Origin of the sequence: Kribbella sp. NPDC049584 (genome assembly GCF_040675555.1) — a bacterium.
Taxonomy (GTDB): domain Bacteria; phylum Actinomycetota; class Actinomycetes; order Propionibacteriales; family Kribbellaceae; genus Kribbella.
In genome coordinates, this window is the sequence record NZ_JBFAPF010000005.1 from 323425 (window position 1) to 348685 (window position 25261).

Annotated in this window: 25 protein-coding genes; 5 read left to right on the forward strand and 20 right to left on the reverse strand. The window is 68.3% G+C overall.

The features are described from left to right. The first annotated feature begins 2 nt into the window (after positions 1 to 2). Positions 3 to 2348 (forward strand): glycoside hydrolase family 95 protein, encoded by a 2346-nt coding sequence (locus AB0J62_RS20430; protein WP_363872947.1) that lies wholly within the window; start codon positions 3 to 5, stop codon positions 2346 to 2348. Here the strand turns inward: AB0J62_RS20430 and AB0J62_RS20435 are convergent. Both AB0J62_RS20435 and AB0J62_RS20440 read right to left on the reverse strand, forming a co-directional pair. Further along, positions 2333 to 3070, reverse strand: a complete 738-nt coding sequence (locus tag AB0J62_RS20435) for an SDR family NAD(P)-dependent oxidoreductase (RefSeq protein WP_363872950.1) — start codon at positions 3068 to 3070, stop codon at positions 2333 to 2335. The two genes, AB0J62_RS20430 and AB0J62_RS20435, sit on opposite strands and share 16 nt — an antisense overlap. A 160-nt stretch (positions 3071 to 3230) precedes the next feature. Beyond that, positions 3231 to 3995 (reverse strand): maleate cis-trans isomerase, encoded by a 765-nt coding sequence (locus AB0J62_RS20440; RefSeq protein WP_363872953.1) that lies wholly within the window; start codon positions 3993 to 3995, stop codon positions 3231 to 3233. Between the two features lie 62 nt (positions 3996 to 4057). Here AB0J62_RS20440 and AB0J62_RS20445 point away from each other — a divergent pair, with 62 nt between their 5' ends. Then, positions 4058 to 4894, forward strand: a complete 837-nt coding sequence (locus tag AB0J62_RS20445) for a class I SAM-dependent methyltransferase (protein ID WP_363872956.1) — start codon at positions 4058 to 4060, stop codon at positions 4892 to 4894. A 99-nt stretch (positions 4895 to 4993) separates the two neighbouring features. On the opposite strand, the gene AB0J62_RS20450 is transcribed toward AB0J62_RS20445, so the two are convergent. From AB0J62_RS20450 to AB0J62_RS20480, 7 genes are all read right to left on the reverse strand, one after another. Further along, on the reverse strand, positions 4994 to 5209 hold the full coding sequence (locus AB0J62_RS20450) for an antitoxin (RefSeq protein ID WP_363872959.1): 216 nt from the start codon (positions 5207 to 5209) through the stop codon (positions 4994 to 4996). An 82-nt stretch (positions 5210 to 5291) separates the two neighbouring features. After that, the gene (locus AB0J62_RS20455) at positions 5292 to 6047 is read right to left on the reverse strand and encodes an isocitrate lyase/phosphoenolpyruvate mutase family protein (protein ID WP_363872962.1); all 756 of its coding nucleotides are present in this window, start codon (positions 6045 to 6047) and stop codon (positions 5292 to 5294) included. Between the two features lie 5 nt (positions 6048 to 6052). Continuing rightward, a complete protein-coding gene (locus AB0J62_RS20460; RefSeq protein WP_363872965.1) occupies positions 6053 to 7000 on the reverse strand; it encodes a sigma-70 family RNA polymerase sigma factor in 948 nt (315 codons plus the stop codon). Next, positions 7000 to 8334, reverse strand: coding sequence for an MFS transporter (locus AB0J62_RS20465; protein ID WP_363872968.1), 1335 nt, complete (start codon positions 8332 to 8334; stop codon positions 7000 to 7002). Before AB0J62_RS20465 ends, AB0J62_RS20460 begins: the two co-directional genes overlap by 1 nt. 139 nt (positions 8335 to 8473) lie before the next feature. Then, positions 8474 to 9193, reverse strand: coding sequence for an anti-sigma factor (locus tag AB0J62_RS20470; RefSeq protein ID WP_363872971.1), 720 nt, complete (start codon positions 9191 to 9193; stop codon positions 8474 to 8476). Then, entirely contained in the window at positions 9190 to 9789 is a 600-nt protein-coding gene (gene sigK, locus AB0J62_RS20475; RefSeq protein ID WP_363872974.1) for an ECF RNA polymerase sigma factor SigK, read from the reverse strand. The genes AB0J62_RS20470 and sigK overlap by 4 nt, the downstream gene beginning before the upstream one ends. 2 nt (positions 9790 to 9791) lie before the next feature. Further along, positions 9792 to 10454 carry a fasciclin domain-containing protein gene (locus AB0J62_RS20480; protein ID WP_363872977.1) on the reverse strand — a complete coding sequence of 221 codons (663 nt, stop codon included), beginning with the start codon at positions 10452 to 10454 and terminating at the stop codon, positions 9792 to 9794. A 156-nt stretch (positions 10455 to 10610) separates the two neighbouring features. Between AB0J62_RS20480 and aroQ the strand changes: the two genes are divergently transcribed. Next, positions 10611 to 11294, forward strand: a complete 684-nt coding sequence (gene aroQ / locus AB0J62_RS20485; RefSeq protein ID WP_363872980.1) for a gamma subclass chorismate mutase AroQ — start codon at positions 10611 to 10613, stop codon at positions 11292 to 11294. Here the strand turns inward: aroQ and AB0J62_RS20490 are convergent. The 3 genes from AB0J62_RS20490 to AB0J62_RS20500 are packed head-to-tail and all read right to left on the reverse strand — an operon-like array spanning position 11291 to position 15383. Continuing rightward, entirely contained in the window at positions 11291 to 12286 is a 996-nt protein-coding gene (locus tag AB0J62_RS20490) for a hydroxyacid dehydrogenase (protein ID WP_363872983.1), read from the reverse strand. The two genes, aroQ and AB0J62_RS20490, sit on opposite strands and share 4 nt — an antisense overlap. Before the next feature lie 9 nt (positions 12287 to 12295). Next, the gene (locus AB0J62_RS20495; RefSeq protein WP_363872986.1) at positions 12296 to 14185 is read right to left on the reverse strand and encodes a putative Ig domain-containing protein; all 1890 of its coding nucleotides are present in this window, start codon (positions 14183 to 14185) and stop codon (positions 12296 to 12298) included. 25 nt (positions 14186 to 14210) lie between these two features. Continuing rightward, positions 14211 to 15383 carry a hypothetical protein gene (locus tag AB0J62_RS20500; RefSeq protein WP_363872989.1) on the reverse strand — a complete coding sequence of 391 codons (1173 nt, stop codon included), beginning with the start codon at positions 15381 to 15383 and terminating at the stop codon, positions 14211 to 14213. A gap of 109 nt (positions 15384 to 15492) precedes the next feature. Here AB0J62_RS20500 and AB0J62_RS20505 point away from each other — a divergent pair, with 109 nt between their 5' ends. Next, the gene (locus AB0J62_RS20505; RefSeq protein ID WP_363872992.1) at positions 15493 to 16446 is read left to right on the forward strand and encodes a MarR family transcriptional regulator; all 954 of its coding nucleotides are present in this window, start codon (positions 15493 to 15495) and stop codon (positions 16444 to 16446) included. Between the two features lie 15 nt (positions 16447 to 16461). Here AB0J62_RS20505 and AB0J62_RS20510 read toward each other — a convergent pair whose 3' ends face one another. Continuing rightward, on the reverse strand, positions 16462 to 17673 hold the full coding sequence (locus AB0J62_RS20510) for an MFS transporter (protein ID WP_363872995.1): 1212 nt from the start codon (positions 17671 to 17673) through the stop codon (positions 16462 to 16464). A 238-nt stretch (positions 17674 to 17911) separates the two neighbouring features. Here AB0J62_RS20510 and AB0J62_RS20515 point away from each other — a divergent pair, with 238 nt between their 5' ends. Next, positions 17912 to 18055, forward strand: coding sequence for a GPGG-motif small membrane protein (locus tag AB0J62_RS20515; protein ID WP_166678160.1), 144 nt, complete (start codon positions 17912 to 17914; stop codon positions 18053 to 18055). 49 nt (positions 18056 to 18104) lie between these two features. Here AB0J62_RS20515 and groL read toward each other — a convergent pair whose 3' ends face one another. Genes groL through AB0J62_RS20550 form a run of 7 tightly spaced genes read right to left on the reverse strand, consistent with a single transcriptional unit; the run spans position 18105 to position 25242 of the window. Further along, entirely contained in the window at positions 18105 to 19796 is a 1692-nt protein-coding gene (gene groL, locus AB0J62_RS20520) for a chaperonin GroEL (RefSeq protein ID WP_363873000.1), read from the reverse strand. Between the two features lie 26 nt (positions 19797 to 19822). Next, a complete protein-coding gene (locus AB0J62_RS20525) occupies positions 19823 to 20848 on the reverse strand; it encodes an NAD(P)-dependent alcohol dehydrogenase (protein ID WP_363873003.1) in 1026 nt (341 codons plus the stop codon). After that, the gene (locus tag AB0J62_RS20530) at positions 20845 to 21558 is read right to left on the reverse strand and encodes an iron-sulfur cluster assembly protein (RefSeq protein WP_363873006.1); all 714 of its coding nucleotides are present in this window, start codon (positions 21556 to 21558) and stop codon (positions 20845 to 20847) included. Before AB0J62_RS20530 ends, AB0J62_RS20525 begins: the two co-directional genes overlap by 4 nt. Continuing rightward, a complete protein-coding gene (locus tag AB0J62_RS20535) occupies positions 21558 to 22601 on the reverse strand; it encodes an amidohydrolase family protein (protein WP_363873009.1) in 1044 nt (347 codons plus the stop codon). The genes AB0J62_RS20530 and AB0J62_RS20535 overlap by 1 nt, the downstream gene beginning before the upstream one ends. An 18-nt stretch (positions 22602 to 22619) precedes the next feature. Next, complete coding sequence (gene mimD / locus AB0J62_RS20540; protein WP_363873012.1) at positions 22620 to 22994, reverse strand: propane 2-monooxygenase effector subunit MimD; 375 nt, start codon at positions 22992 to 22994, stop codon at positions 22620 to 22622. Continuing rightward, positions 22991 to 24193 (reverse strand): hypothetical protein, encoded by a 1203-nt coding sequence (locus tag AB0J62_RS20545; RefSeq protein WP_363873015.1) that lies wholly within the window; start codon positions 24191 to 24193, stop codon positions 22991 to 22993. The genes mimD and AB0J62_RS20545 overlap by 4 nt, the downstream gene beginning before the upstream one ends. After that, positions 24190 to 25242, reverse strand: coding sequence for a 2Fe-2S iron-sulfur cluster binding domain-containing protein (locus AB0J62_RS20550; RefSeq protein WP_363873018.1), 1053 nt, complete (start codon positions 25240 to 25242; stop codon positions 24190 to 24192). Before AB0J62_RS20550 ends, AB0J62_RS20545 begins: the two co-directional genes overlap by 4 nt. Between the last annotated feature and the right edge of the window lie 19 nt (positions 25243 to 25261).

Here is a 25261-nt window from a genome sequence, read left to right on the forward strand (position 1 = left end):
GCATGAGAGATCGGATGACTGCGGCGGCCACCGAACTGACGTACGACGCTCCGGCGGCGGACTGGCTGGAGGCGCTTCCGCTCGGCAACGGCCGGATCGGCGCGATGGCGTTCGGCGGCCCGGGCCGGGACCGGATCGCGCTGAACGACGAGACCCTGTGGTCCGGCAGCCCCGCGACCACCCGCCGCCTGGCCACGCCGGTGGGCGAGGTCGGCGCTGCCGCGGTGGACCGGATCCGGGCTGCGCTGTCGGAGGGCGACGTACGCAAGGCCGAGGAACTCGCGCACGGGTTCCACAGCGGGCACTCGCAGGCGTATCTCCCGCTCGGCGATCTACTGCTCGCCATCCAGGTGACCGGCAGGCTCGACGGCGAAGTCACGAAGTACCGGCGCCGGCTCGATCTGGACAGCGCGGTCGCGCGATCCGAGTACGAGATCGCGGGGGTCGAGGTCTGGCAGGAGGTGTTTGTCAGCGCGCCGGCGCAGGCATTGGTCCTACGTCTGGTCTCCTCGCAGCCGCTTGACGTGACGATCAGCCTGACCTCGCAGCTCCGCGCAACCACGCACACAGTCGACGACAACGGTCTCGCGCTGCTCGCCACCTGTCCGTCGTCCGTCCCGCCGCCGCATGGCAGGGCCGGTCTGGAGATCGAGTACTCCGACGGCGAGGACCGCGGGATGAATGCGGCCGTCGTATTCCGCGCCCGCACCGACGGATCTGTCACGGCGACCGACGAGGCGCTGATCGTCAGCAACTCCACGGACCTCCTGCTCGTGCTCTCGACCGCCACCGGCTATGAGGGCCCGCATACCGCGCCGACCCGGACGGCGTCCGAATGCCGCGATGCCGCCGACACCGCCGTACTCGACGCGCTGGCTCGATCGGAAGAGCTGCGGGACGAGCACGTCGCCGACTACCAGAGCCTCTTCCGGCGTTCGATCCTCACGCTGCCGTCGACCGCAGAGCTGACCACCGACCGTCGGCTGGCGGATGCGTCCGACGATCCCGGCCTGGCCGCGCTGATCTACAACTTCGGCCGCTACCTGATGATCTCCAGCTCCCGCCCCGGCGGTCTGCCGACCAACCTGCAAGGCATCTGGAACGAGCACCTCCAGCCGCCGTGGAGCAGCAACTACACGGTCAACATCAACACCGAGATGAACTACTGGCCGGCCGAGACCACGTCTCTGTCCGAGTGCCACGAGCCGCTGCTCACGTACGTCAAGGACCTTGCCGTCGCAGGACGGCGTACCGCCGAGATCCTGTACGGCGCCAAGGGCTGGGCCGCGCACCACAACGCCGACGCGTGGTGCTGGACCGCGCCCGTCGACGGGAACCCGAAGTGGGCGAACTGGCCGATGGCCGGTGTCTGGATGTGCCGCCACCTCTGGGACCATTTCGCCTTCACCGGCGACCGCGACTACCTCCGCGAGGTCTGGCCCGTCCTGCGGGGCGCGGCCGAGTTCTGTCTCGACTGGCTGATCGAACTCCCGGACGGCACCCTCGGCACCGCGCCGTCCACCTCACCGGAGAACGAGTACATCGCCGCGGACGGCAGCCCGGCCTCGGTCACGATCTCCTCGACGATGGACCTGTCGCTGATCTCCGACCTGTTCGACCGCTGCGTGCAAACGGCGAACGAGCTCGGGCTGGCCGACTCGCTCGTCGACGACCTGGCAACAGCCCGCAAGCGCATTCCCGACCCGCAAATTGGTGGCCGAGGGCAACTACAGGAGTGGCTCGACGACCTGCCGGAAGCGGAACCGCAGCACCGGCACACCTCCCACCTGATCGGTCTGCACCCCGGCGACCAGATCACCCCGGACGGTACGCCGGAACTCGCGCGGGCCGCTGCCCGTACGCTCGAGCTCCGCGGCGACAAGAGCACCGGGTGGTCGCTGGCCTGGCGGATCTCGCTCTGGGCCAGACTGCGTGACGGCGCGGCCGCACACCGTCTCGTCCGCGAGCTGCTCACGCCCGCCGGCGACTCCGGCACGGACTATGTCGGCGACGGTTCCGGCCTGTATCCGAACCTGTTCTGCGCGCACCCGCCGTTCCAGATCGACGGGAACTTCGGGGCCACCGCCGGGATCGCCGAGATGCTCCTCCAGAGTCACACCGGTGAGCTCGAGATCTTTCCCGCGCTCCCGGCCGAATGGTCCGAAGGCGCGATCACCGGCCTGCGGGCCCGGGGCGGCGTCGGCGTCGACCTGGAATGGTCCCCGTCCGCGGCAACCGCCGTACTGACAGCGGATCGGGACACGACAGTGGTGATTCGGTATGGCGATCAGCGCCAGGAGGTGTCGCTCAGCGCAGGTGTCCCGCTGAGCTGTCAGGTCAGGTCGTGAACATGGAGGACGGCGCCGTTGTCGAGGTCGCGGCCGAGAAGCGACCAGATGATGCGGGCCACGTTCTCAGGTTTCGAGAGTTGGCCGAGCGCTTCCATCTCGCGGAACCGGGTCGACTCGGGGACCTCGTCCGGGGTGGACGCCCGGAGCTCGGCCTGCATATCGGTGTCGACCGCGCCGGGTGACACGGAGATCACCCGGCAGCCGGGACTTCGGCGCCGCTGCTCCAGCCCGACCGTGCGCACCCACTGATCGATACCAGCCTTGGCCGCGCAGTAGCTCGACTCACCTTCGTGCGGCTGCATCCCGGCGCCGGACGAGATCATGATCAGGTGCTGCTCGCACTGCCGGCCGGACACTGCGCGCAGGAACGACTGCCCGAGCACCTGAGCGGAAGCCGAGTTCAGCAGAACGTTCCGGGTGTACTGCGCGGTGTCGACGTGATCGGCCGACCCGAGTGGCGTCAACGTCCCGGCGTTGTGGATGAAGATCACCAGTTCCGGATCGCGGGTCGCGATCCGTCGCTGGAAGTCGTCGTCCACCACCGGCCACGAATCCGGGTCGGCCAGATCGACGGCGACGTGGTGCGCGCCCGGCGTACCACCACGACGTGAGATATCGATCAACTCCGCGTTCTCGAACGGAATCGTCGCCGCCAGCGCAGCCCCCAGTCCTGCGGAGGCTCCCGATATCCAGATCAGGATCCGCCGCAGCGAACTCACTTTCCCATCCCCGAGCCCAGGCAAAAATCCAGCATCGTGCAGTTCCCCCCTGCAGCTCCCCACATCCCCTTGGGGCAGTAAGCCTACGACGCAAATCCCTTTAAATGCACCCCTTTCGAGGTTACTGCCTACCAGCTGAGTGTTACCTGAGTGTGGGTGATTACGGCACTCCGAAGAGCCGGCCGTAGTTGGCCGGGCGGGCCCCGCTACCGGCGGCCTGGAGCAAGCCCCAGAGCAATGCGGAGTTCGCGGTCACCACCGGAATCCGCAGATCCTCTTCCAAGGCGGCGATTATGCCGACTGCGCGGAAGCCGTTGCCTCCGATGAAGACCGCATTTGCGTCTGCGGGAGTGTGCCGGACGATCCAGGTGAAGAGTTCCGACGGGTTGATGCTGCGTTGGTTGCTCGGTAGTTCGCAGGAGGCGTGCAGCACGACCTCCAGGCCCTGGGACCGGAAGTACTCCGCGCCGTAGCGGTCCAGTTCGGAGTCGAACCAGGGTGGGTCGAACAACGCGATTCGATCGATGCCTAGTGCACCGAATCCGGCGACGGCGGCGGCACACGGAGCGACCACCGGCATGCCGGCGCGTTCGGTCAAGCGATCGACGACCTTGCGTTCGCCGTCCGGGCCGCCGACGTACGACGAGCTGGTGAAGCCGATGCCGATGGCATTGATCGGTGCTGCGGCCAGCAGGGCCGTGGCTTCGTCGATCGCGGGTGGCTCGACGAAGGCCTGGACGGGTGCCAGCGGGATCGTCGGATCCATCGCTCCGCCGGCCGCCATCCCGCCGAACGGCACGCGGGCCGAGTGGATGCCCACGCCGTCCGGTGCCATCGCCTGCAGTTCTGACTCGGGTCCTACGTCGCCGTGCGGTATCAATACTCCGAGCCGGGTGCGCACATCCCATCCGTCGGATGACCACATGAGCCCCTCCTTCCCCCACAAAGAGTGTGCGCCTCGTTCGGGGTGGTCGGTAGCCTCGCCCGGTGAACAACGACTGGGACTGGCAGTGGGATGCGAGTTTGTACGCCGGGAGCGCTCGGCACTACGCGGTGGGACGGATGGCTTACCCAGTGGCGTTGGGAGAGGCGATCCGGGACGAGCTGGGCCTGGACGGTCGCGGGCGGTTACTGGACGTCGGCTGTGGTCCCGGTTCGCTGACGTTGCTGTTGGCGCCGTACTTCGCGGAAGCGGTCGGGATGGATGCGGACGGTGAGATGGTCGAGGTGGCGGCGTCGCGGGCCGCTGAGCAGAAGCTGAGCAATGTGAAATGGCAGCAGCTGCGCGCGGAGGAACTGCCGGGGGAGCTCGGGACCTTCCAGGTCGTGTCGTTCGCGCAGTCCTTCCATTGGATGGATCAGGCGCTGGTCGCGGACCGGGTGCGCGGGATGCTGGAGCCCGATGGTGCGTGGGTTCATGTCGGCGCGACGACCCATCGCGGGATCGACGGGACGAACGATCTACCCCATCCGCGGCCGCCGTGGAAGGCGATAGAGGGCTTGGTGGCGCGGTATCTCGGCCCGGTACGCCGTGCCGGTAAGAGCGTGCTGCCCGCTGGAACGCGGCCGGGTGAGGAGACGGTGATGCGCGCCGCCGGGTACCGCGGACCGACGCGGCTGGTCGTCGGTGGCAACGAGATCGAGGAGCGCACCGTGGACGATGTCGTCGCCGCGGTGTTCTCCCTCTCGAGCTCGACGCCGCATCAGCTCGGGTCGCAGCTGGCCGCCTTCGAGGCCGACCTCCGGGAACTGTTGACGAAGGCCGCTGACAACGGTCTGTTCTCCGAACAGCGCCGCGAGATCGAAGCCGTCATCTGGCGCTGAACGTAGGCGGGGGTCAAGCCCGGGAGGGCCCGTTCGCCCCGCGGATACAGGGGGCGAACGGGCGAGCCGAGAGGTTAACCGATCACCTGGTCCGGCGGCTCAGGACTCGTTGTCCGGGATGTCGTCGTTCTCCCCGTCGAGGTTGTCCAACTGGTCCTTGGCGGCGTCGGTGCCCTGGTCGATCTTGTCGCCGTACTTGCCGCCGGTCTTCTCGTCGGCGAAGTCGCCGGCCTTGTCCAGACCCTCGCCGACCTTGTCGCCGTGGTCGTCGACCAGGTCGCCGGCCTTGTCCTTCATGTTGTCGAACATGCCCATCGTGTTTCCCCGTTCTCTCGATGGTTGCCTTGCCCTACCAACGCCGTAGTACCCGATCCGCGAGATCGCACACAAGGGGTGGTCAACCGGCAAACGGATTCCGGTCCGCTTGCAACGCCGGCAGGACCGCGCCCGCGAACACGCCGTACAGATGCCGCTGGAACATCGGGCCGAAGCTGATCCGGGCCACGCCTCGCGCTGTGTAGTCGGCGATCGAGTGCGCCCCCTGCCCGTACGCGACATTCACCGGGCCGTCGATCTGCGTCGTCAGCGTGGCGATCAGGTCGAGTTCGCCGACGCCGATCGGGTACACGCAGTCCGCGCCCGCGGCCAGGTAGCGGTCCGCGCGATCGAGCGCGGTCTGTAACTGTTCCTCCGCCGATCCGGCCTTGCGGATGAAGGCATCGATCCGGGCGTTGACGACGAGCTCATCCCCGGCCGCGGCCCGCACCGCGGCGAGGAAGTCCGCCTGCTCGGCCGGATCGACCATCTTCCCGGTCGCGGGATCGGAGTCTTCGAGATTCAGGCCGACGGCGCCGGTGGCGAGGAAGCGTTCGACCAGCTCGGCCGGTGCGAGCCGGTAGCCGCGTTCGAAGTCGACCGTGACCGGCACGGACACCGAGCGGGCGATGTGGGTCGTGGCGGCGAGTACGTCGTCGACCGGGACGTTCTCGCCGTCGTCGTACCCGAGGATCGCCGCCGTGGCGTTGCTGCTGGTGGCGACCGCGCCGAAACCGGCCGCTTCGATAACGCGCGCCGACGCCGCGTCCCAGGCGTTCGGTACGACGAGCGGAGTACCGGGAACATGCAGCTCCCGCAGAGTAGTTGCCAAGGACATCGAAATCAGCTCCTGTGGATCAAAGGCAGCCCGAAGGCGGGGAACAAAGCAGGTTGGTGGAAGGCGAGCACCGACGAGATGCCCGCCGGAGTCAGCGTCAGCACCTTGATCGAGTGCGCGTGGTACTGGTCGTCCGTGCCGCGGATGTAGAGCGCGAAGGCCGGCTGACCGTTCGCCGACGTCTCGACCAGGGCCCGTCGATCCTGACCGGCCCGCAGCTTCGAGTCGAGCAGCCGCAGTACGTCGGAACGCCCGCTGAACCAGGTCGGGATGGGCGGCATCTCCCATCGCGCGTCCTCGGTGAAAAGCCCTTCCAGTACGACGAGATCCTTGCTCTCCATCGCCGCCTGGAACTGGTCGAGCAGAGCCCGCCGCAGTGGCTCGTGCGGCTCGCGCAGCTCGTCCTCGCGGGGCTTCAGCCGGGCCAGCTCGGCGCGCGCCCGCTGCAACGAGCTGTTGACCGCCGCGGTCGTTGTGTCGAGCAACGATGCGACGTCCGCAGCCGGCCAAGTGAGCACTTCGCGCAGGATCAGTACGGCCCGTTGCCGTGGCGGGAGATGTTGCATCGCGGCAACCATGGCCAGACGCAAGCTCTGCCGATCGCCGACCACCGTGGCCGGATCCGCCCCGAGCAACTGATCCGGGAACGGTTCCAGCCACGGCACCTCTAGCGCTTGCGCGTGCAGGTCCTCCGGGTCGTTGCCCGGGGCACCCAGCGCCGACGGAACGACCCGGCGGCTGCTGTGCTGGAGGAGGTTCAGGCACACGTTGGTGGCGATCCGGTACAGCCAGGTGCGGATCGACGAACGGTGCTCGAAGTCCGCATGACCCCGCCAGGCGCGCAGGTAGGTCTCCTGCACCGCGTCCTCGGCGTCGTGCAGCGAGCCGAGCATCCGGTAGCAGTGCGCCACCAGCTCGCCGCGGTGCTGTGCGAACTCCTCCTCGAGGTCCATCAGACTCCTTCCACCACCAACTCGTCGACGTGGTCGTCGGTCCCGGTACGACGGCGCCGCGCCGCGATCGCGAACCCCGAGAGTGCCCCGAGCAACGACAGTACGCCGCCACCCGCGAGCGCCCGCTCGAATCCGTCACCCGTGTAGCCACCGGCCGCCGTGAAGACGGAGCCGAGTACGGCGACTCCGGCCGCGCCACCGAGCTGACGGTTCATGCTGTAGATACCGGACGCGATCCCGACGGCCTCCCGTGGTAGCGCGGACATCGCAGCGCTCTGGGCGGCGGGCATCGCCAACGAGATCCCGCAGCCGCAGATCACCAGCGGTGCAATGAGTTCGTAGTACTGATCGGCGCCTCGGCTCAGCCAGAGCATGCCGATCGTCTGTAGCGCCATACCGATGATGACGAGCGGTCGCTCACCGACGCGATCAACCAGCCGGCCCGCGATCGGTCCGACGACGAACAAGGTCGCCGTCCACGGCAGCAGCTGCAGACCGGCCTTGAACGGCGCCGATCCGAGCTCGGCCTGCATGTACTGCGAGAGGAAGAAGACTGCGCTGATCAGCGCGGCGGTGAGGAAGAAGCCGGCCGAGTTCGCCGCCGTGAACGTCCGGTTGCGGAAGAACGCCAGCGGCACCATCGCGTGATCGGTCCGCCGCTCCCACAGCCCGAACGCCAGCAGCATCACGACCCCGATCGCGAACGCGGTGAGTACTTCGGCACTCGTCCAGCCTGCCGACTCGCCACGCACCGTGCCCCAGACCAGCCCGAGTACGGCGAGACTGATCAGCACCGCGCCGATCAGATCGAGCCGCCTCGCCGGCCCGGTGCTCTCCGGGATCTTCGCCAGCACCAACGCGATCACGACCGCCCCGATCGGCACGTTGATCCAGAAGATCCACTGCCACGACAACCCCTCGGTCACCGCGCCACCGATCAGCGGTCCACCGAGTACGGCGATACCCGTCACGCCGCTGAACACCCCGATCGCCTGCCCGCGACGCTCCGGCGGGAACGCGGCGCCGAGCAGGCCCATCGCCAACGGCATCACCATCGCCGCGCCGACGCCCTGCACGGCCCGGGCCGCGATCAGGAACGGCAGCGTCGTGGCTAGCGCACAGGCGACGGATGCAGCGGTGAACAGCGCCAGCCCGGCCGCATACGTCCGTCGCCGGCCCAGACGGTCGCCGATCGCGGCGGCCGTCATCAGAAGCATCGCGAAACTCAATCCATAGGCGTTGACCGTCCATTCGAGCTGCTCGGCCGACGCGCCGAGGTCGCTCCGGATCGTGGTCAGGGCAGCAGCGACCACGAGGGTGTCCAACGCGACCATGACCGACCCCAAGGAGGTCAGCCCTAGAACCCATCGTTGTTGACCTGTCATTCGTGCAGAAGATTGCTTCACACCAGTACAGACCGGCGCCAGGGCCCGAACTCATCGCCGCGATGAGAAGAAGTTTTCAGCGCTCGGGCTAGGTCAGGGGGACCACGGCTGCTGCGGGCAGGGTTGGGGTGCGGGAGCCGCCTTCGGGTTCGATGGTCAGGCCGAAGGTTGCCATGCCGGTGGTTGAGCCGTTGACCACCTGGGTGATGTCGCCGGTGGAGAGGCCGATTGAGGTGGCCTTGTTGGCGGGGTCCATCATCCAGAGTTGCCAGGTGTGGTCCTTCGGCAGTTTCGGAAGATCGCGGAGTACGACGACCGACTTGTCGGCTTTCGTGGACAGGACGACTGTGGCCTGACCGCCGCCTTCGACCGTGCCGTGGACGGTGCGGGCGTCGGGCTGGGCCAGTACGGCTGCCATCTGCTGGTTGGCGCGCTCGGCGGCGGACCGATCGTGGTACTGGTCGACCGCGACCCCGCCGGCAGCCCCGACCGCGAGCGCCGCCGCGGCCAGGGTGAGTACCGAGCGCCGGGTGAAGCGCTGGGCCTTCGGTGTCGAGGCCGCAGTGGGTACCTGCGGGGGCAACTGGCGAACGTCCTCGATCGCCGCCATCACGTTCGCCTTCAGCCCGAGTGGCGGTGGGGTCGAGACCTGAGTGGCGAGCTTGACCGCGGCTTGTCGCAGTTCGGCGACCTCGGTGGTGCAGAACGTGCACTCGGCCAGGTGCGCCTCGAAGCGGACCCGTTCGTCCTCGGGCAGTGCGTCGAGAACGTACGGGCCGGTCAGGGTGTGTACGTCGGGATCCGTCATGACCTTTGCCCCTCCGTGGTGCCGAGGCAGTCGCGGAGGCGGATCAGGCCGTCGCGCATTCTCGCCTTGATGGTCGGAAGCTTGGCGCCGAGTTGCTGGGCGACCTCCGGGTACGTGTAACCGTTGTAGTACGCCAGCTCGATCGACTCCCGTTGGAGCTCGCTCAGCGATCCGAGACAACGCCGTACCTGCTCGGCCTCGAGGCGCGTGCTGACCGTGTCCGCGACCTGGTCGAAATCGACCTCGGCGGACCGGGCGCCGGCCAGGTCGGTCCGGTCCGCCGCGGCCTGCTCGGAACGCACCCGGTCGACCGCCCGGCGGTGCGCGATCGTGAGGATCCACGAATGCGCCGAGCCGCGGTCGGCGTCGTACCGGGTGGCTGTGCGCCAGACGTCGATCATGACTTCCTGCGTGACCTCCTCCGACTGGGCCGGATTGCGCAGGATCCGGCGTACCAGGCCGAACACCCAGGGGGCGACCCGGTCGTAGAGGGCGCTGAACGCGGCCGTGTCACCGGTCGCGGTCAGCGCGAGCAGGTCACCGTCGGATCGCGCAGGCGATCCGACGGGCCAGGGAAGCGAAGTGGGTTCGTTCACGGTCAGCTTGCCGGGGGCATCAGCACGGAGTCGATCAGGTACACCGTAGCGTTCGCGGTCCGTACTCCGCCGCAGATCACGTTCGCGCCGTTAACCTTCAGGGCGTCGCCGGAGCCGGTGACCGTGACGGTCTGCTTCTCGACGGTCGCGTGCGTGCCGACCACCGCGGACGGGTCGAGCTGACCGGCGACCACGTGGTACGTCAGGATCTTGGTCAGCAGCGCGTTGTTGGTCTTGAGCGTGTTCACGGTAGCGGCTGGGACCTTCGCGAAGGCCGTGTCGACCGGGGCGAAGACGGTGAACTCGCCGCCGTTGAGCGTGGAGACCAGGTCGACTTTCGGGTTCAGCTTGCCGGAGACGGCCGCGACCAGGGTCTTCAGCAGCGGGTTCCCCGAGGCAGCGGTGGCCACCGGTGCGGCTGCCATACCGTCGATCGAGCCGGCGCCGCTCGGGTTGGCCTTCGCGTAGTCGGCGCAACCAGGGCCGACCAGGTCGCTCGAGGCGTTACTCATCGACGGGGTCGCACTCGCGACCGGAGTACTGGAGGCGCTGGCCGGTGCACTGGATGAGCTGCTGCTGTCGTCGGAACCACCACAGGCGGACGCGGTCACGGCGAGTGCCAGCGCGCTGAGGGCGAGACCGGCGCGGGTGAGGTGCTTGGACATGACGTCATCTCTTTCCTGACGAGGTTGGCTGACACCGGTACTTCGGAGCCACTCGCAGGCCGGATGGGTTCGAGATTTTCAAGTGGACAGGCGTGCACCCCGTGCGGCGTACAGTCGCGAGCCGTCCTGGACTGTCACTGGAGAGGGTGGAACAACGTGCTGCGAAAGCTGATCACCGGAGCCGTGGCCGCGAGCACGGTCGGCGGATTCGCGCTACTTGCACCGACCGCGAACGCAACGACGGTGCCGACCATGCCGACGGTGCCGACTGTGCCGACGGTGCCGACTGTGCCGACTGTGCCGACTGTGCCGACTGTGCCGACTGTGCCGAGTGCGCCGGCTGGTGTTCACGAGACCCGGCCGGCGACGTTCGACGGGCTGACCGAGTTGATGATCCAGCGGATCCTGATCGGTGACGACGTCGCGGCGTCGAAGTACTTCAGCGGGAAGCCGGTCGACGACCCGGTCCGTGAGCAGCAGATCCTCGACTCGGTTCGCCGGTCCGCTGTTCAGCTGGGTATCGACCCGGACTCCACCGCGGCGTTCTTCCAGGCGCAGATCGATGCGAGCAAGGTCGTTCAGCGCGGTCTGCTGGCGTACTGGGCCGCCCACCCGGACAAGGCGCCGACCAGCGGGCCCGACCTCAACGTGATCCGTGAGAAGCTCGACGCGCTGGCCACCCAACTGCTGGCCGAACTGGTCCGCGTCGACCACCTTCGCCAGACCGGTCTCCGCTGCGACATCTCGCTCGTCGTGTCCACCGCGACCGGCGAGGCGCGCCACCACCTGGACGTCCTGCACCGCCAGGCCGTGCGGACGGCGTCGGCAACCGTCTGTTAGCCCATGCGCGTGAGCGCGTCTTCGGTGAGCTCGTACTTGAGCGGCTCGTCCGCTGCGAAGCGCTCGATCTCGTCGGCGGTGATGTCGCCCATCTCGAGATAGCACTCGACGGTCGCCGCAGCCTGGTGTGGAGTCAGCAGCACGTTGGCGAGGGTCCGGTACGGGCTGTCGGCCGGTAGCGGCTCCTCGTCGAACACATCCAGCGCTGCGTCGATCCGGCCCGTTCGAAGTTCCGCGAGGAGCGCGGGGGAGTCGATCAGCCACGAGCGGGCGGTGTTGACCAGGGACGAGCCGTCCGGCATGAGGGCGAGCTCGCGGGCGCCGATCAGGTGGTGGGTCTCGGGCAGGGTCGGTGCGTGCAGGGCGACGACCCTGCTGGTGCGGAGCAGCTCGTCCAACGTGGTCCGGCGTACGCCGAGCTGAGCTGCGCGCTCGTCGGTCAGATACGGGTCGTAGACGACCACCTCTGCGCCGAGAGCGACCAGCATCCGGATGTACTCGGAGCCGGTCCGCGAGGCCCCGACCACCCCGATCCGCGACGACCTGAGCCCGTGCTGCGGCGGCGCATCGTCCCGCCACGCACCGTCGTGCATCTGGTGGTCGAAGCGCTGGATCCGGTGCAGCAGGCTCAACGTGAACGCGAGCGACACCTCGGCTACCGGCTCCGCCATCGCCTGCCCCGCCTGGGTGATCCGCAGTCCACGCCGGAAGACCTCGTCGGTGACGAAATGCTTCACCGACGAGGCACTGTGCGCGATCAACCGCAACCGTTCCGCGTGATCCAGCACCTCGGCGGTCAGTGGCGTCGCACCCCACGACGTGATGAGTACGTCGGCCCCGGGCAAGGCCGCCGTCAACGCCGTCGCGTCCCCCGGATCATCGAGTACGACGACGTCCCCAAGCGCCTCCAGCCGCCCGACGCTCGTCGCCCCGAACACCATGTCGCGGAACGACGGCGTCGCCGCCAGCACTATCCGTAGCTTTTCGGCCATGGCCGAATTCTAGTTCACGGAGACGTCGTCGAGCAGGAACGTCGTCGGCGCCCCTTCGTTCTCCGTGCTGGTCCAGGCCAGCGTGACGGCCTTCCCCCGGTACGGCGTGAGGTCGACGGACTGCGTCACGTACGACGACGTACTCCGGCTGAAGGTCTTCACCGCGTGACCGTCAACGGTCAACTGGAGCACGTCATCGCCGCCTGAGACGCGCAGGGCGAACCTCAGAGTCGGATGCCCGAACGAGGGAACGCTCACCCGCTGGCTCAGCGAGTCGGTGTGCGTCGTGCCGGTCCCGCCGAGCCACGCGTATCCGAGCCCGCCGTGGCCGTACTGACCGTCGGCACGGATCACGTCCGGAGTCTGCGCCCAGCCACCGGTGCCGGACTCGAAGTCCCCGTTGGCCACGGCGTTGTTCCGGGTGCTCACTACCCAGCTGATCACGGTGTTGCCACGCGCCTTGGTGGAGTCGGTTCCTGTCACCGTCACCGAATAGGTCCCCGGTGTGGTCGGTCGCCCGTAGATGATCCCGCTCAGCGCGTCGATCTGGAGTCCTGCGGGCAGACCGGTCGCCGAGAACCTCACCAGGCCGTGGCCCGAGTCCGCTGCGCGCGCCCGCAGTGCGACGACCTCGCCGGCCGCAGTGAACTGCTGGGTCGGTGCGGAGATCGTGACGCGGTTGGCCTTGGTCGGCGAGGTCAGGGCGCGGGTGCCGATCGGCGTACCGAGGCCCGTGGGACCGTCCCAGCCGGGCTGCGCCGCGCACAGCGGAGCCGGCGTGCACTCACCGTTGTTGCCTTCGACAACATCGTTGAGGTTGCCGGTGGCCCCGTACGGGTATCCGGCCGGACGGGAGTCCGGAGCGGGGTCACCGGCAAGTGCGTAGGTGGCGGCGATGACCGGGGCGGCCGCGCTGGTTCCGCCGTACACGGCCCAGCCGGAGCCTCCGGTGGTTTGGTAGACCGCGACACCGTTGGCCGGGTCGGCGACCGCGGAGACGTCCGCGATCGCGCGCTTCGGGCAGGTCGCTCCCGGGATCACCGACTGCCAGCTCGGCTTGGCGATCGTGCTCGAGCAGCCCGACCCGGTGCCCTGGCCGGGTCCGTTGTTCCACACCGTCTCGGTCCAGCCGCGGGACGAGTCGTCCTTGGTCAGCGTCGTACCGCCGATCGCGGTCGTGGCTGAGGAGCTGGCGGGGTACGAGACACCGGCGTCGTAGTCGTAGTCACCGGTGGACGCCGTGTACACGACACCGCTCGGGTTGAAGTACAGCTTGTCGAGCTCGGCCAGGCCGGACGACTCCGGTCCGCCCCAGCTCAGCGACACGAACTTGGCACCGAGGTCGTTCGCGGTCTTCACTGCCCTGAGCAGGTCGTCGCTGGGAGAGTCGGACTCGATCAGCGTGATGCCGCAGTTCGGGCAGATCGCCGACACCATGTCGAGGTCGAGCGAGATCTCGCCGGACCACGAGCGGGACGGCGCGGGCAGCGGGCTCGGGAGCCCGTCCTGGTTGAGCTTCTGGAAGCAGCCGTTCGCGGTCGTGCAGGCCGGCAGGCCGAACTGCTGACGGTAGACCGCCAGGTCGGCCTCGGCGCTCGGGTCGTCGTACGCGTCGACGATGTAGACCCGTTGCCCTTGGCCCGCCGTTGCTGAGGGCAACTTGTACGCCGACTGCAGGTCGGACGGGCCGTACCCGGCCGGCGCACCGCCGAGCGCCTTGGCGCGGAAGCCCAGATCGGCCCGCCGCTGCGCGAAGCAGGTGTACTCGCCGGGCTTCACGTTCTGGTCACAGCTCGCGACCACCTTCGGGGGTTCCTGGGTATCCGCGGCCGCGGCCGTCGTCGAACCGGCGACGAGGAGCAGGGCGAGCGGGACCGCCAACCGGCGCAATGAGATCACTGTTCTTCTCCTGAAGGGATCGGCGTCACGCCGGGACGAGAGTGGTCTGCTGCCAGCTCGCGCCGGCGTCATGGCTCACCCAGAGCTGCGTGTTCTGGGTGTACGCCGCATCGCGCTCGACGACCCACGCCGTCGTACCGTTCTGCTGGACCAGGTCATGGATGTGCTCGCTGTTCTCGAGCCATTCCTGGTCGATGCGCCACGACTTCGACAGCGTCGGCCGGTTGTAGACGAGGCTCGCGGTGAGCGTGGAGAGCATGACCGCGCCGTCCGGTCCGACCGACAGCTGGCCGGCCAGGCCGAGCCCGCCAGGAATGGCGTCGTACCGGAAGGTCTTCCCGCCGTCGCCTGAGACGAGCAGGGTCTTGTCGGAGTGGCCGCGGCCGAAATTCGCCATGCAGAGGACGAAGACGCGACCGGGGCCGTTGGTCGCGAGGTCGGTCATCGTGGCGTCCTCGGCGTCGGCGCAGGTGACCGTGCTGGTCGGCCGGACCGAGCCGTTGCGGATCGTGGACAGGCGGCCGGGGCCGACGAACGGCGCGGCCAGGAAGTAGACCGTCGACCCTTCGGCGTCCATGGCGACGTGATCGTCGGCGGCCACCTGGACGTCGAGCTGCTTCCACCCGGTGGACTTGCCGGCGGGTGCGCGCCAGACCTTCAGCGGGCGGTCGTCGCAGATGCCGGTGCCGATCTCGCAGCCCGACGTGACGACGTACGTGCCGTCGGGGGCGGCGAGCAGGTTGAGGACCTTGGCCTCACCGCCGGGCACCGGGATCTGCGTCCAGGTCTTGCCGCCGTCCTTGGTGACCTCGAGGTACGGGTCGTACGCCCAACCGAATTTCGCGTCGGCGAACTGCAGGCTGGTCAGGCCCGGCTCGCCGCTCTTCGCCAGCCCGTTGTGTGTGCGGCCGGCGGCGACCCAGGTCTTGCCGCCGTTATGCGTGGCAAGCACCTCGGCCGGGCAGGGCGCAGGATCGGTTCCAGGACCCGTTTCAGTACTGGTTTCAGTGCCGCAGGCGACGCCGCCGAGCACGTAGCCGTCGGTCTGGGTCGGCCAGACGATCGACTGCGGAGCGAAGGCGGGCTCGGTGGGATCGGCGGTCGCGACGTCGGCCCCGGAACCGACCAGAAGCGCGCCGACGACGGTGCCGATGGTGCCCACCAGCGCGATCGTCTTGCGGCCAGCATGCAGACGCACAGTTCACTCCTCGGACAGGCGACGTTTCCTGGGACACGCTAAGCCCAGATCTCGCGATTACGGCGCCCATTCCGGCCAAACGCCGATCCCGGCCAACTACGCTCGTCAAGTGGCTGATTGGGAAGCGGTTGGGCTGTCAGGAATCGACGCTCAGGTCTATCGGCAGCTCCTGCGTGATCCGGGTCTGCCGGTGGGCCAACTCGGTGAGCTTCTCGAGTTGCCGGACGAAGCGGTGACGCAGGCTGTTGACCGGCTCGTCGCGGCGGGGCTCGTGCGGAGCGGATCGGAGGCCTCGCCGGCGCCGGTCGATCCGCGGTCGGGGTTGGGCATGCTGGTCCGCGAGCGGCGGGCCGCGCTGGACGGCGTTGCGGCGATGACCGATCAGCTCGCCCGCGAGTTCAGCGCCGGGCAGTTGCAGGCGGAGCCGAGCCGGCTGATCGAGATCGCGGTCGGCCGGGACGCGATCGAGGCGCGGATCGACGACATGCTGCGCGGCGCTACCGAGCAGGCGGTCGGGACGGACACCCCGCCGTACGTCGCTGATGGGAGCGCTCAGGTGTCGGGCGCGGAGCTGGCCCTGCTCGATCGTGGCGTGCGGTTCCGCTCGATCTATGCGGCCGAGGTGCTCGACCACCCGGGGTGGGTGGACCGGTTGCGGTCGATGGCCGAGCGGGGTGAGCAGTCCCGGGTGCTGCCGCAGGTGCCGGTCAAGCTGCTGATCGTCGACGGCACTACCGCGATCTTGCCGCTGGCCGGCGGGCCGTCGACACCGGCGCAGCCGCGAGCCGTCGTCGTGTCCGACTCGGCGCTCACGAGTGCGCTGCAGGTCCTGTTCGACCAGCTGTGGAGTCAGGCCACGCCGTTGCGGCTGGCCGAGAACGCGGATCCCAACACGACCCTCATCAACCTGCTGGCCAGCGGGATGAAGGATGAGGCGATCGCCCGTCAGCTCGGCGTGAGCGGCCGGACCTTGCGTAGGCGGATCGCTCAGGTGCAGGAAGAGCTGGGCGCCACCAGCCGCTTCCAAGCCGGCCTCCAAGCCGCCCGCCGCGGCTGGCGCTAACCTGGCCCACCGCTCTCAGGCCGTGGTGGCGCGGTGGCTTGCGCGGGTTACCAAGGCGTGCAGGGTGACGGTGATCGCGAGGATGATGCCGGCGACGCCGAGCAGGCCGTTCGGTGATGCGCCGGCCGTCAGGGCGACGCCGCCGAGGGCGCTGCCGAGGGCCGAGCCGAGCGAGATCGCGCTGCCGTTCAGAGCGATCACGATCGTCGCCGAGTCCGGCGCCATCGTGGCGAGGCGGGCCTGCTGGGGTACGGCGCCGCCGCCGTTGCCGACGCCCGCGGAGAAGAACCAGACCAGGCCCCAGACCGCGGCCACGACGGCCGGTGCGAACATCAGCGCGACCATGCCGACGATCGAGTTCAGCAGCAGGCCGATCAGGACCACGGTCAGCACGCGGATCGCGCTGAAGCGGTCGACCAGCCGGCCGGTGATCGCATTGCCCGCCATGCTCGAGACGCCGTACCCGAACATGATCAGGATGATCGCCCAGTGCGCGTGGAAGTGCGGGCCGAGGATCAGCGTGGCGTAGGTGAAGCACGTGTAGCTGCTGCACAAGATGCCGGTGGTGACGAGCAGCCCGGCGAGCAGCCGTGGTTGCTTGAGCGGGCGCAGGCGGTCGACGAGCGATCCGCCGGGCAGATGCAACTGGGGGAGCCGGAGCAGGATGCCGACGAGTGCGATCGTGCCGACCACCGCGACCATGATCATCGGGAACCGCCAGCTCGACTGCCCGATCACCAGGCCGATCGGTACGCCGAGGGCGGTCGCGGTCATCCAGCCGCCGAGGACGAACGACAGCGCCTTGCCGTGATGCTCGGGCGGCGTCAGCGCGATCACGTACCCCGTGACAGCCGCGTTCAGCAGGCAACCGCCGAGTGCCGCGATCACCCGGCCGCCCAGGGCGATCGGGTAGTTCGTCGCGATCCCGACGACCAGGTTGCCGAGGACGAAGACGGCCAGCGCCAGCGCGATCGTCGTACGGCGTTCCCATCGTGACGTCAATGTTCCGAGCACGGGACCGGCGAGCGCGGCGGTGAACGCGAACACCGACATCAGCTGGCCGGCGGCCGCCGCGGTGACGCTCAGGTCGCCGGCGATCTGCGGGAGCAGACCGGCCAGCACGTACCCGTCGATCCCCATCGAGAACGTCGCGACCGCGAGCCAGATGAACGGCCGGTACGAGAACCCCTGCCCGTCCACCGCGCCCGCGGCCCGCGTCTGCGTCATCTGGACATCTCACCCCGAGCGGCCCACCTCAGGCAAGAGAAATCTGATCAAATCTGTCAAAAAGGCCGCACCTCTGATCACCGATGGGCATCACCACCAGTGGCGCTCGCGGCACCCCAGCAGGGTTGCACGACCTGTTTCATACGAGCGTTTCGTCAAGCGGGGCGGGGTTTGCGCGGCGCCGGCCCGGGCACTGGAGCGGCGCCACGGGGATCGCAAAGCACGAAGGGAAGGAAGAATGGCATTCATCCTGTGGATCATCGCGGTGATCCTCGTCGTGTCCGGCATTGTCTCGCTGTTCCGCGGCCAGGTGATGTGGGGCGCAGCCCTGATCATCATCGGCCTGCTGGTCGGCCCGGGTGGCGTCAGTATCTTCACGTGACCCAGTGGCTGGGGGTCTCCGAACGACCCCCAGCCACTCCACCGCACTGCTAGCCGACCGACGGCCCGAGGCCGAGGGACTGCGGCGTGCTGGAGTCGGGGCTCGGCTGGTGCAGCCCCTCGTCCAGCGCGCCGTACTCCGTCATCAGGGCGGGACTGCCACCCCACGGCGTCTGCTCCTCCGCGATGAGGGTGTTGGTCGTCAACAGAAGACCGGCCACCGACGCGCCGTTCTGCAAGGCCGAACGCGCCACCCTGAGTGGGTCGATGATGCCCATCGCGAGCATGTTGCCGTACACGCCGTCCAGCGCGTCGAAGCCCTCGTCGACTCCCATCTGCGACGTCCGCTCCAGCACCTCGGCGCCGGAGTACCCCGCGTTCGCGGCGATCAGGTACGCCGGTTCGCGCAGCGCCCGCCGCACGATGTCGACGCCGGTCTTGTAGTCGCCCTTGACGTCCAGACCGTCGAGGGCGGACGCGGCATGCAGGAGGGCCATGCCGCCGCCCGCGACGATCCCTTCGGCCATCGCGGCCCGCGTCGCGGACAGCGCGTCCTCGACCCGGTGCTGGAGCTCCTTGAGTTCGGCCGGGGTCGGCGCACCGACCCGGATCACCGCGACCTTGCCCGACAACGCGCCGATCCGCTCGGTCAGGACGTCCTCGTCGACACCGAACGTCGCCCGCTCGAGCTCCGACCGCAGCTGCGCGATCCGGAACGCCACGTCCTTGTCGTGCCCGGTGCCCGCGACGATCGCCGTACGGTCGGCCGTCACCCGCACCTGGTCCGCGCGGCCCAGTTGGTCGATCGTCATCGTCTCGAGGCTGAACCCGGAGTGCCGGCTGTAGACCGCGCCGCCCGTGATCGCCGCGATGTCCTCCAGTTTGTGCAGCCGCCGGTCGCCGAACCCGGGCGCCTTCACCGCCACGCACTGGAACAGCCCGTTGACGTGGTTGTGCACCAACATGCTGAGCGCCGTACCTTCGAGGCTCTCGGCGATGATCACCAGCGGACGCGGCTCGCGCATGATCTTGTCGAGCAGCGGCATGATCTCCTGGACCTTGGTGATCTTCTCGCTGCACAACAGGATGTACGGGTTGTCCAGCACGGCCTGCAGGCTGCCCGGATCGGTCACCATGTACGGCGACAGGTACCCGTTGTCGAACTCGAACCCCTCGACGAAGTTCACGCCCATCCCGTTGATCGAGGACTCCTCGACCGTCACGATGCCGCCGTCGCCGACGGTGTGCAGGGCGTTCGCGATCACCGCGCCGACGATGTCGTCGTCGTTCGCCGAGATCGCCGCGACCCGCGCGTAGTCCTGCTCGGTCACGACCGGGTGCGCGACCTCGCGGAGCCGGTCGACCAGCTTGCCGACGGCCAGGTCGATACCCCGCTTCACCAGAACGGGGTTCCCGCCGGAGCCGATCGCGTGCATACCCTCGCGGATGATGGCCTGCGCGATCACGGTCGCCGTGGTGGTGCCGTCGCCGACGATGTCGTTGGTCTTGATCGCGGCTTCCTTGACCAGCTGGGCGCCCATGTTCTCGAACTGGTTCTTGAGGAAGATCTCGCGGGCGATCGTCACGCCGTCGTTGGTGACCACCGGCGACCCGGTGATCTTCTCCAGGATCACGTTGCGGCCCTTGGGGCCTAATGTGGACTTGACCGCGTCCGCGAGCTGGTCGACGCCGGCGAGCAGCAGATCACGGGCCGACTCACCAAATCTTAGTTCCTTGGCCATCTCAATCCCTCCGGAAAATGGTCCTGTTACGGCACGAGGATTGCGCGGCCGCGAACTCGGCCGGCGTCGAGATCGGCGACCGCGTCGGCGGCCGCGTCGAGCGGGTAGGTCCGGGTGTGCAGCGTGACCTTGCCGGCCTGTGCGAGCGCCATCAGCTCGGCCAGTTCGTTGAACGTGCCGACGATGTTGCCGACGATGTTCCGCTCGGTCGAGATGATGTCCAGGGTCGGGATCTGGATCTGGCCGCCGTACCCGATGACGAAGTACGAGCCGGCCGGCCTGGTCATCGCGAAGCCGTCCTGCTCCGCGCCCTGCTCGGCGACGAAGTCCAGCACGACGTGGGCGCCGGCCCCGTCGGTCAGCTCCAGCACCTTCTCCACCTGCTTGCCGTCAGCAACGACCGTCTGGTCGGCGCCGAGCTGCTCGGCCAGCTTGAGCGCGTCGGGGTTGCGGTCGACGACGATGATCCGCGCCGCCGTCAACGCGGCCAGGCACTGGACGCCGATGTGCCCCAGGCCGCCCGCGCCGATCACCACGGCCGTCGTACCGGGAGGCAACAGTGGCAGAGCCTTCCGGACCGCGTGGTAGGCCGTGATGCCGGCGTCGGCGAGCGCCGCGACATCCTGCGGTCGCGTGCTCGGGTCGAGTTTCACGCAGGCGCGGGCGGAGGTGAGGAGGTACTCCGCCATCCCGCCGTCGCTGTCCAGACCCGGGAACGAGCTGTTCTCGCAGTGCATGTCGTCGCCGGCGCGACAGGCATGACACAGACCGCAGGTCGGCGTCGGGTGCAGGATGACGGTGTCGCCGACCTGCACGTTGGTGACGGCCGAGCCGACCTCGTGCACCCAGCCGGCGTTCTCGTGGCCGATCGTGTACGGCAGCGACGGATGCATCGCCGCGTCCCACTGACCCTCGATGATGTGCAGATCGGTACGGCACACGCCCGCGCCGCCGATCTTGACGATGACGTCCAGCGGGCCCTTGACGACCGGTTCCGGTACGTCCTCGACCACTGGCTGCTGGTGGTACCCGTGCAGTCGAACGGCCTTCATCCCTGCTCCTCCTCGCCCGCACCGGATTCGGTGTACCGGTGCCTCAGCATGCCCCTGCAGATACCGGTGTTGGCCTCGATCCCGGTCCGGGTCAGCCGGGCCAGCCCGAGGTGCCGCGCCGCCGCGGGCGCGGCGACGGCTTCGCCGGTCCCGACGTCGACGAGCAGCGGTGCCTCGGGGCCGGTCGGCAGCCCGAGCTCGGCCCGGCGACGCAGCAGCCGGTCGAGCTCGGCCGACGGCGGCACGTCGGCGATCGTCAGCCGCGCGACCTCCGCCGGGTCGGTGCCAGACGCAACAAAGGGCCGGCAGACCTGATCGGTCCCGGCCAGCACCGCCTTGGCGACGAACGTACGGCGTAACTCGTCCAGCTCCGCCGCCGCCTCGCCGTCGAACGAGGCGACGAACCCCGCCCGCGCCGCCACCCCCGCATTGATCTGGGCCGCGGCGAAATGGTCCTCGAGCGCGACGTCGACCGACCGCAGGCCGGGCAGCGCCGACACCACGTCGTACGCGTCGGCGACCATCAGGAACGCGAAGTTCGGCGCACAGAAGTACGTCGGCAGCCGCAACCGCACGACTGCGTCACCGGCGGCCGACACGACGCAGGTCGAGACGAATCCGAGCGTCGTGATCGGCTCGTCCAGCTCCGGGTCCCGGACCGCACCCAGTGCGTCCAGGACCCGGTCCTTCTCCGTGAACACTGCCGTCATTACGACGCAACCAGCTTCGAGTCGTCCTGTGCGGCGGGTGTCTCCTCCTTCAGTTGCAGCTCGTCCGGCACCTTGATGTCGTAGAGCTTGGCCGCGTTCAGCCCGAGGATCTTCTTCTTCCCGTCCGCCCCGAGCCGCGGGTAGTCCGCGAACTCCGGCTGGTCGGGGAACTCCCAGTCCACGAAGCCCTCGATCTGCCACTTCGGCTCCCAGATGCCGTAGTCGCTGCCGAACGTCATCTTGTCCTCGCCGACCCAGAACAGCAGCTCGCCCATCACCTTGGCGAAGAACTGCGGCCGCGCGTGCATCAGCCCGCCGATGACGACCGACAGACCGGCGTACACGTTGGGCTCCTGGGTGGCCATGAAGCAGAAGTCCTCGATCCGCGGCAGGCCCACGTGCTCGACGATGAAGTTGAGCTCGGGGAAGTCGGTCGCGGCGTGGTCCACGTCGGAGACGTCGAACGCGTCCTTGTCCAGCGGCCAGATCGTGGGGCCCTTGTGGACGTGGATGTTCTTGATCCCGAGCTCCTGCGCCCTGGCGAGGTAGGTGTACGCCGCCGGGTCGGTCAGCTTGTAACCGCGTGAGCCGGCGTTCCACTCGGCCGTGTAGAGCTTGACGCCCCGCGAGCCGTACCGCTCGACGTTCGCCGCCAGCTCCTCCAGGCCGGCGTCACCGTCCCGCGGGTCGAACCGGGTGTTCAGGACGAACATCCCCGGGTGCTTCTCGCCGAGGTTGGCGTTCTGCTCGGTGGTGTTGAAACCCTCCGTGTACCACTCCTTCAGGTACGTCGGCTGGAAGACCGCGACGTCCACGTAGCCGTCCTCGAAGACGTCCTTCATCAGGTCGTCCTCGGTGTAGCTCATGAACTTCTCGATCGTCCAGTGGGTCTCTTTCGGGCCGAGGCTCTGGTACGCGTGGAAGCACTCGATCCAGCCCTTCGCGTACTGCTCCGCACCCTTCACCCAGTTGTCCGGGCCGGCCTTCCACATGTGCATGTGGCTGTCGACCACGAAGTACTTCTCACCGTTCTTCTCGTACACTCCGACACCTCCGATCGGTCAGCTACTGGCGGTCAGGTCGAAGCCGATGTAGTCGGCGGCGTCCTCGGGGTTGGCGAACATGATCGTCCGGTCGTCGAGGTGGACCATGCGCCCGTAGTGGGTCGACATGTTCTCCTCGAACTCGGCCTGGTCGAAGTACCCCGGCTCCTCGCCGAGCGCCTCGGAGATGTCGTCGTAGATGAAGTCCATCCGGCCGATCGCGTCGACCCGGATCATCGACGGCAGCGGCGTCACGGTGACGTTGTCGTAGTCCTTCATCACCTCCGCGACGACCGCGCCGATCTGGTTGTTCATCAGCGTGACACCGCACTTGTTGGACGCCGTGCTGTCGGACTTGAAGGGGCTCTCGACGACTGCCTTGAGCGTGGTCACAGTCCCAACTCCTTCGGTTCTTCGAGGCTCAGCGTGCCGAGGATGCCGCCGAACCGGCTCTTGACCCGGTCGAGGCCGTCCTCGAACCGTGGCGGTTTCGCGTCCGGCTGCGACCACAGCGGCTGCAGCGTGCGGGCCGCGGACAGCGACAGCGCGGTCCACTTCGACGCCCAGTCCTGCAGGATCGACTTGTTGTGGTCCGCGAACTCCTTGTCGTTGGTGAGCAGCTCGAACATCGCCGTCGTGTAGCGCAGATCGCGCTCGGCGAAGTCGTACTCCGCCGCGCCGACGACCGTCGGAGTGACGAAGTCGCCGTTGCGCGGGGCGGCCTGCTGCACCAGCTGGCTGCGGAACAGTTCGCCGACGAGCGGTTCGAAGACGACGTTCGCGGCGAAGATCGCCTCGCACCAGTCGTCGATCGCGGTCAGCTGCTCGGCCACGTCGCGCACGCCCTGCCAGGCCGGATCGTTGTTCCAGGTCTCCAGGTGCGCACTTCCGTCGAAGTCCTCGATCTCCTCGGACAGCGTGAGGTTGTACAGCGCGAGGTCCTGGGCGGCGCGGATCCGGTGCATGCTGTTCACCGAGATCGCGTTGTTGTGCATGTTCGTGGGTGCGCGCCGGTTCGCGTTCGCGTACAGGTACAGGCCGAGCCCGTGGTCGACGTGCATCCAGGCGCCGACGTGCTGCTCGACGAAGCGGACCCAGTTCGTGTTCCACTGCTCGAACGCCTTGGACGCCTTCGCGGCCTCGACGTTCTGGGTGACCTGGCGGACCACGTTCGAGTTGTACCGGTAGAGGGTGAGCTCCCACTCCTCGTTCGGGTCGCGGAACTCGTGCCAACCGGTAGCCGGCCAGTCCTTCACGACCAGGCCGCCGGTGCCCGGTCCACGCTGCGGGCTGGGCTTGTCCGAGCCCCACGCCTTCAGCACGGTCCAGTCCAGCGGGTAGCCGCCGCGGCCGTCGGAGAAGCCGTACAGCCAGCCCTGGGTGAGATAGTGCCGCGGATCGGGCTGTACGTCGACCGTGACGTCCTCGTAGTGGGTCTGCTTGCGCTTCTGCGGCGTGTAGTAGTTGTACCGCCGGGAGTTCGAGTCCGGGAACTCGCGTGCGCCCGCCTCGGCATCGGTGAAGACCGGCTTGGGAACACTGCGTTCGATCTTTCCAGAAGAATCCGGCGCTGCGTCTTGTGTGGTAGTCATCGGCTTCCTGCCTCCAGCACCTTCGAGTCACCGGCGTCGCCGGTCGTGGTGAACTTGTCGTAGTAGATGTGCTTCGTCGCGACACCGAGCCGTTCGAGCAGCGGGATCGCCGCCTCGACCATCGGCGGCGGACCGCACACGTAGGCGTCGGCCCCGGTCAGGTCCGGCTCGAGCCGGCGGACCACGTCGGTGATCAGTCCGCTCTCGCCGTCCCAGTCCTCCTCCGACAGCGCCGGCACGTACCGGAACCGCGGCAGCCGCTGCTCGAGCTCGCGCAACTCCTCCTCGAAACACAGGTCGAGTTGCGTCCGGGACCCGTAGTAGAACGTCGTCGGCCGGTCGATCCCGCGTTCGGCCATCGACCGCAGCAGGGCCAGGATCGGCGCCATCCCGGCCCCGCCGCCGAGGAAGACCAGCCGGGCGTCCGGATTGTCCCGGAGGGTGAACACCCCGAACGGTCCGGTCAGGTCCAACCGGTCACCGACCCGGAGTCGCTGGTCCAGGAACTCCGAGAACATCCCGCCCGGGTAGACCTTGATCACGAACTCCAGTTGCCCGCTCTCCCGGCTGGAGGTGTTCGCCATCGAGAACGAGCGGCTGGCCCCTTCCTCGCCGGCGTCCGGCACCGCGATGTCGACGTACTGCCCGGGAAAGAACTTCAGCTCGCCGGGCTCGGACAGCTTCAGCACCAGGTGCCGGAGGTCGTGCGTCACCGGGGTGATCGCGACGACCTCCGCCGTCCGTTCCTGGATCGGCAGACCCGAGCGGATCATGTCCTCGTCGTAGTTGAGCAGCTCGATCGTGAGGTCCTCGAAGGCGTGCGCCCGGCACAGCAGCGTGTAGCCCTCGTCCAGTTCGTACTCCGGCAGCGCGAAGGTGCTGTAGCGGTCCAGGTCGATGTCCTCACCGTCCAGGACGAACGACTTGCAGGACGCGCACTGTCCCTCCTTGCAGCCGTGCATCAGCATCACGCCCTGCTCGGCCGCTGCGCGCAGGATCGTCTGGTCCTCGTCGACCTCGATCTCGATGCCGACGGGTTCGAACCTCACGACGTGCTTGTCGCCCATG

Bases quoted from the DNA above. Each gene is read 5' to 3' on its own strand.
- AB0J62_RS20430 (WP_363872947.1), top strand. From the start codon at position 3: ATGAGAGATCGGATGACTGCGGCGGCCACCGAACTGACGTACGACGCT.
- AB0J62_RS20440 (WP_363872953.1), bottom strand. From the start codon at position 3,995: ATGTGGTCATCCGACGGATGGGATGTGCGCACCCGGCTCGGAGTATTG.
- AB0J62_RS20450 (WP_363872959.1), bottom strand. From the start codon at position 5,209: ATGGGCATGTTCGACAACATGAAGGACAAGGCCGGCGACCTGGTCGAC.
- AB0J62_RS20455 (WP_363872962.1), bottom strand. From the start codon at position 6,047: ATGTCCTTGGCAACTACTCTGCGGGAGCTGCATGTTCCCGGTACTCCG.
- AB0J62_RS20460 (WP_363872965.1), bottom strand. From the start codon at position 7,000: ATGGACCTCGAGGAGGAGTTCGCACAGCACCGCGGCGAGCTGGTGGCG.
- AB0J62_RS20465 (WP_363872968.1), bottom strand. From the start codon at position 8,334: ATGGTCGCGTTGGACACCCTCGTGGTCGCTGCTGCCCTGACCACGATC.
- AB0J62_RS20470 (WP_363872971.1), bottom strand. From the start codon at position 9,193: ATGACGGATCCCGACGTACACACCCTGACCGGCCCGTACGTTCTCGAC.
- AB0J62_RS20480 (WP_363872977.1), bottom strand. From the start codon at position 10,454: ATGTCCAAGCACCTCACCCGCGCCGGTCTCGCCCTCAGCGCGCTGGCA.
- AB0J62_RS20490 (WP_363872983.1), bottom strand. From the start codon at position 12,286: ATGGCCGAAAAGCTACGGATAGTGCTGGCGGCGACGCCGTCGTTCCGC.
- AB0J62_RS20510 (WP_363872995.1), bottom strand. From the start codon at position 17,673: ATGACGCAGACGCGGGCCGCGGGCGCGGTGGACGGGCAGGGGTTCTCG.
- AB0J62_RS20515 (WP_166678160.1), top strand. From the start codon at position 17,912: ATGGCATTCATCCTGTGGATCATCGCGGTGATCCTCGTCGTGTCCGGC.
- groL (WP_363873000.1), bottom strand. From the start codon at position 19,796: ATGGCCAAGGAACTAAGATTTGGTGAGTCGGCCCGTGATCTGCTGCTC.
- AB0J62_RS20525 (WP_363873003.1), bottom strand. From the start codon at position 20,848: ATGAAGGCCGTTCGACTGCACGGGTACCACCAGCAGCCAGTGGTCGAG.
- AB0J62_RS20530 (WP_363873006.1), bottom strand. From the start codon at position 21,558: ATGACGGCAGTGTTCACGGAGAAGGACCGGGTCCTGGACGCACTGGGT.
- AB0J62_RS20545 (WP_363873015.1), bottom strand. From the start codon at position 24,193: ATGACTACCACACAAGACGCAGCGCCGGATTCTTCTGGAAAGATCGAA.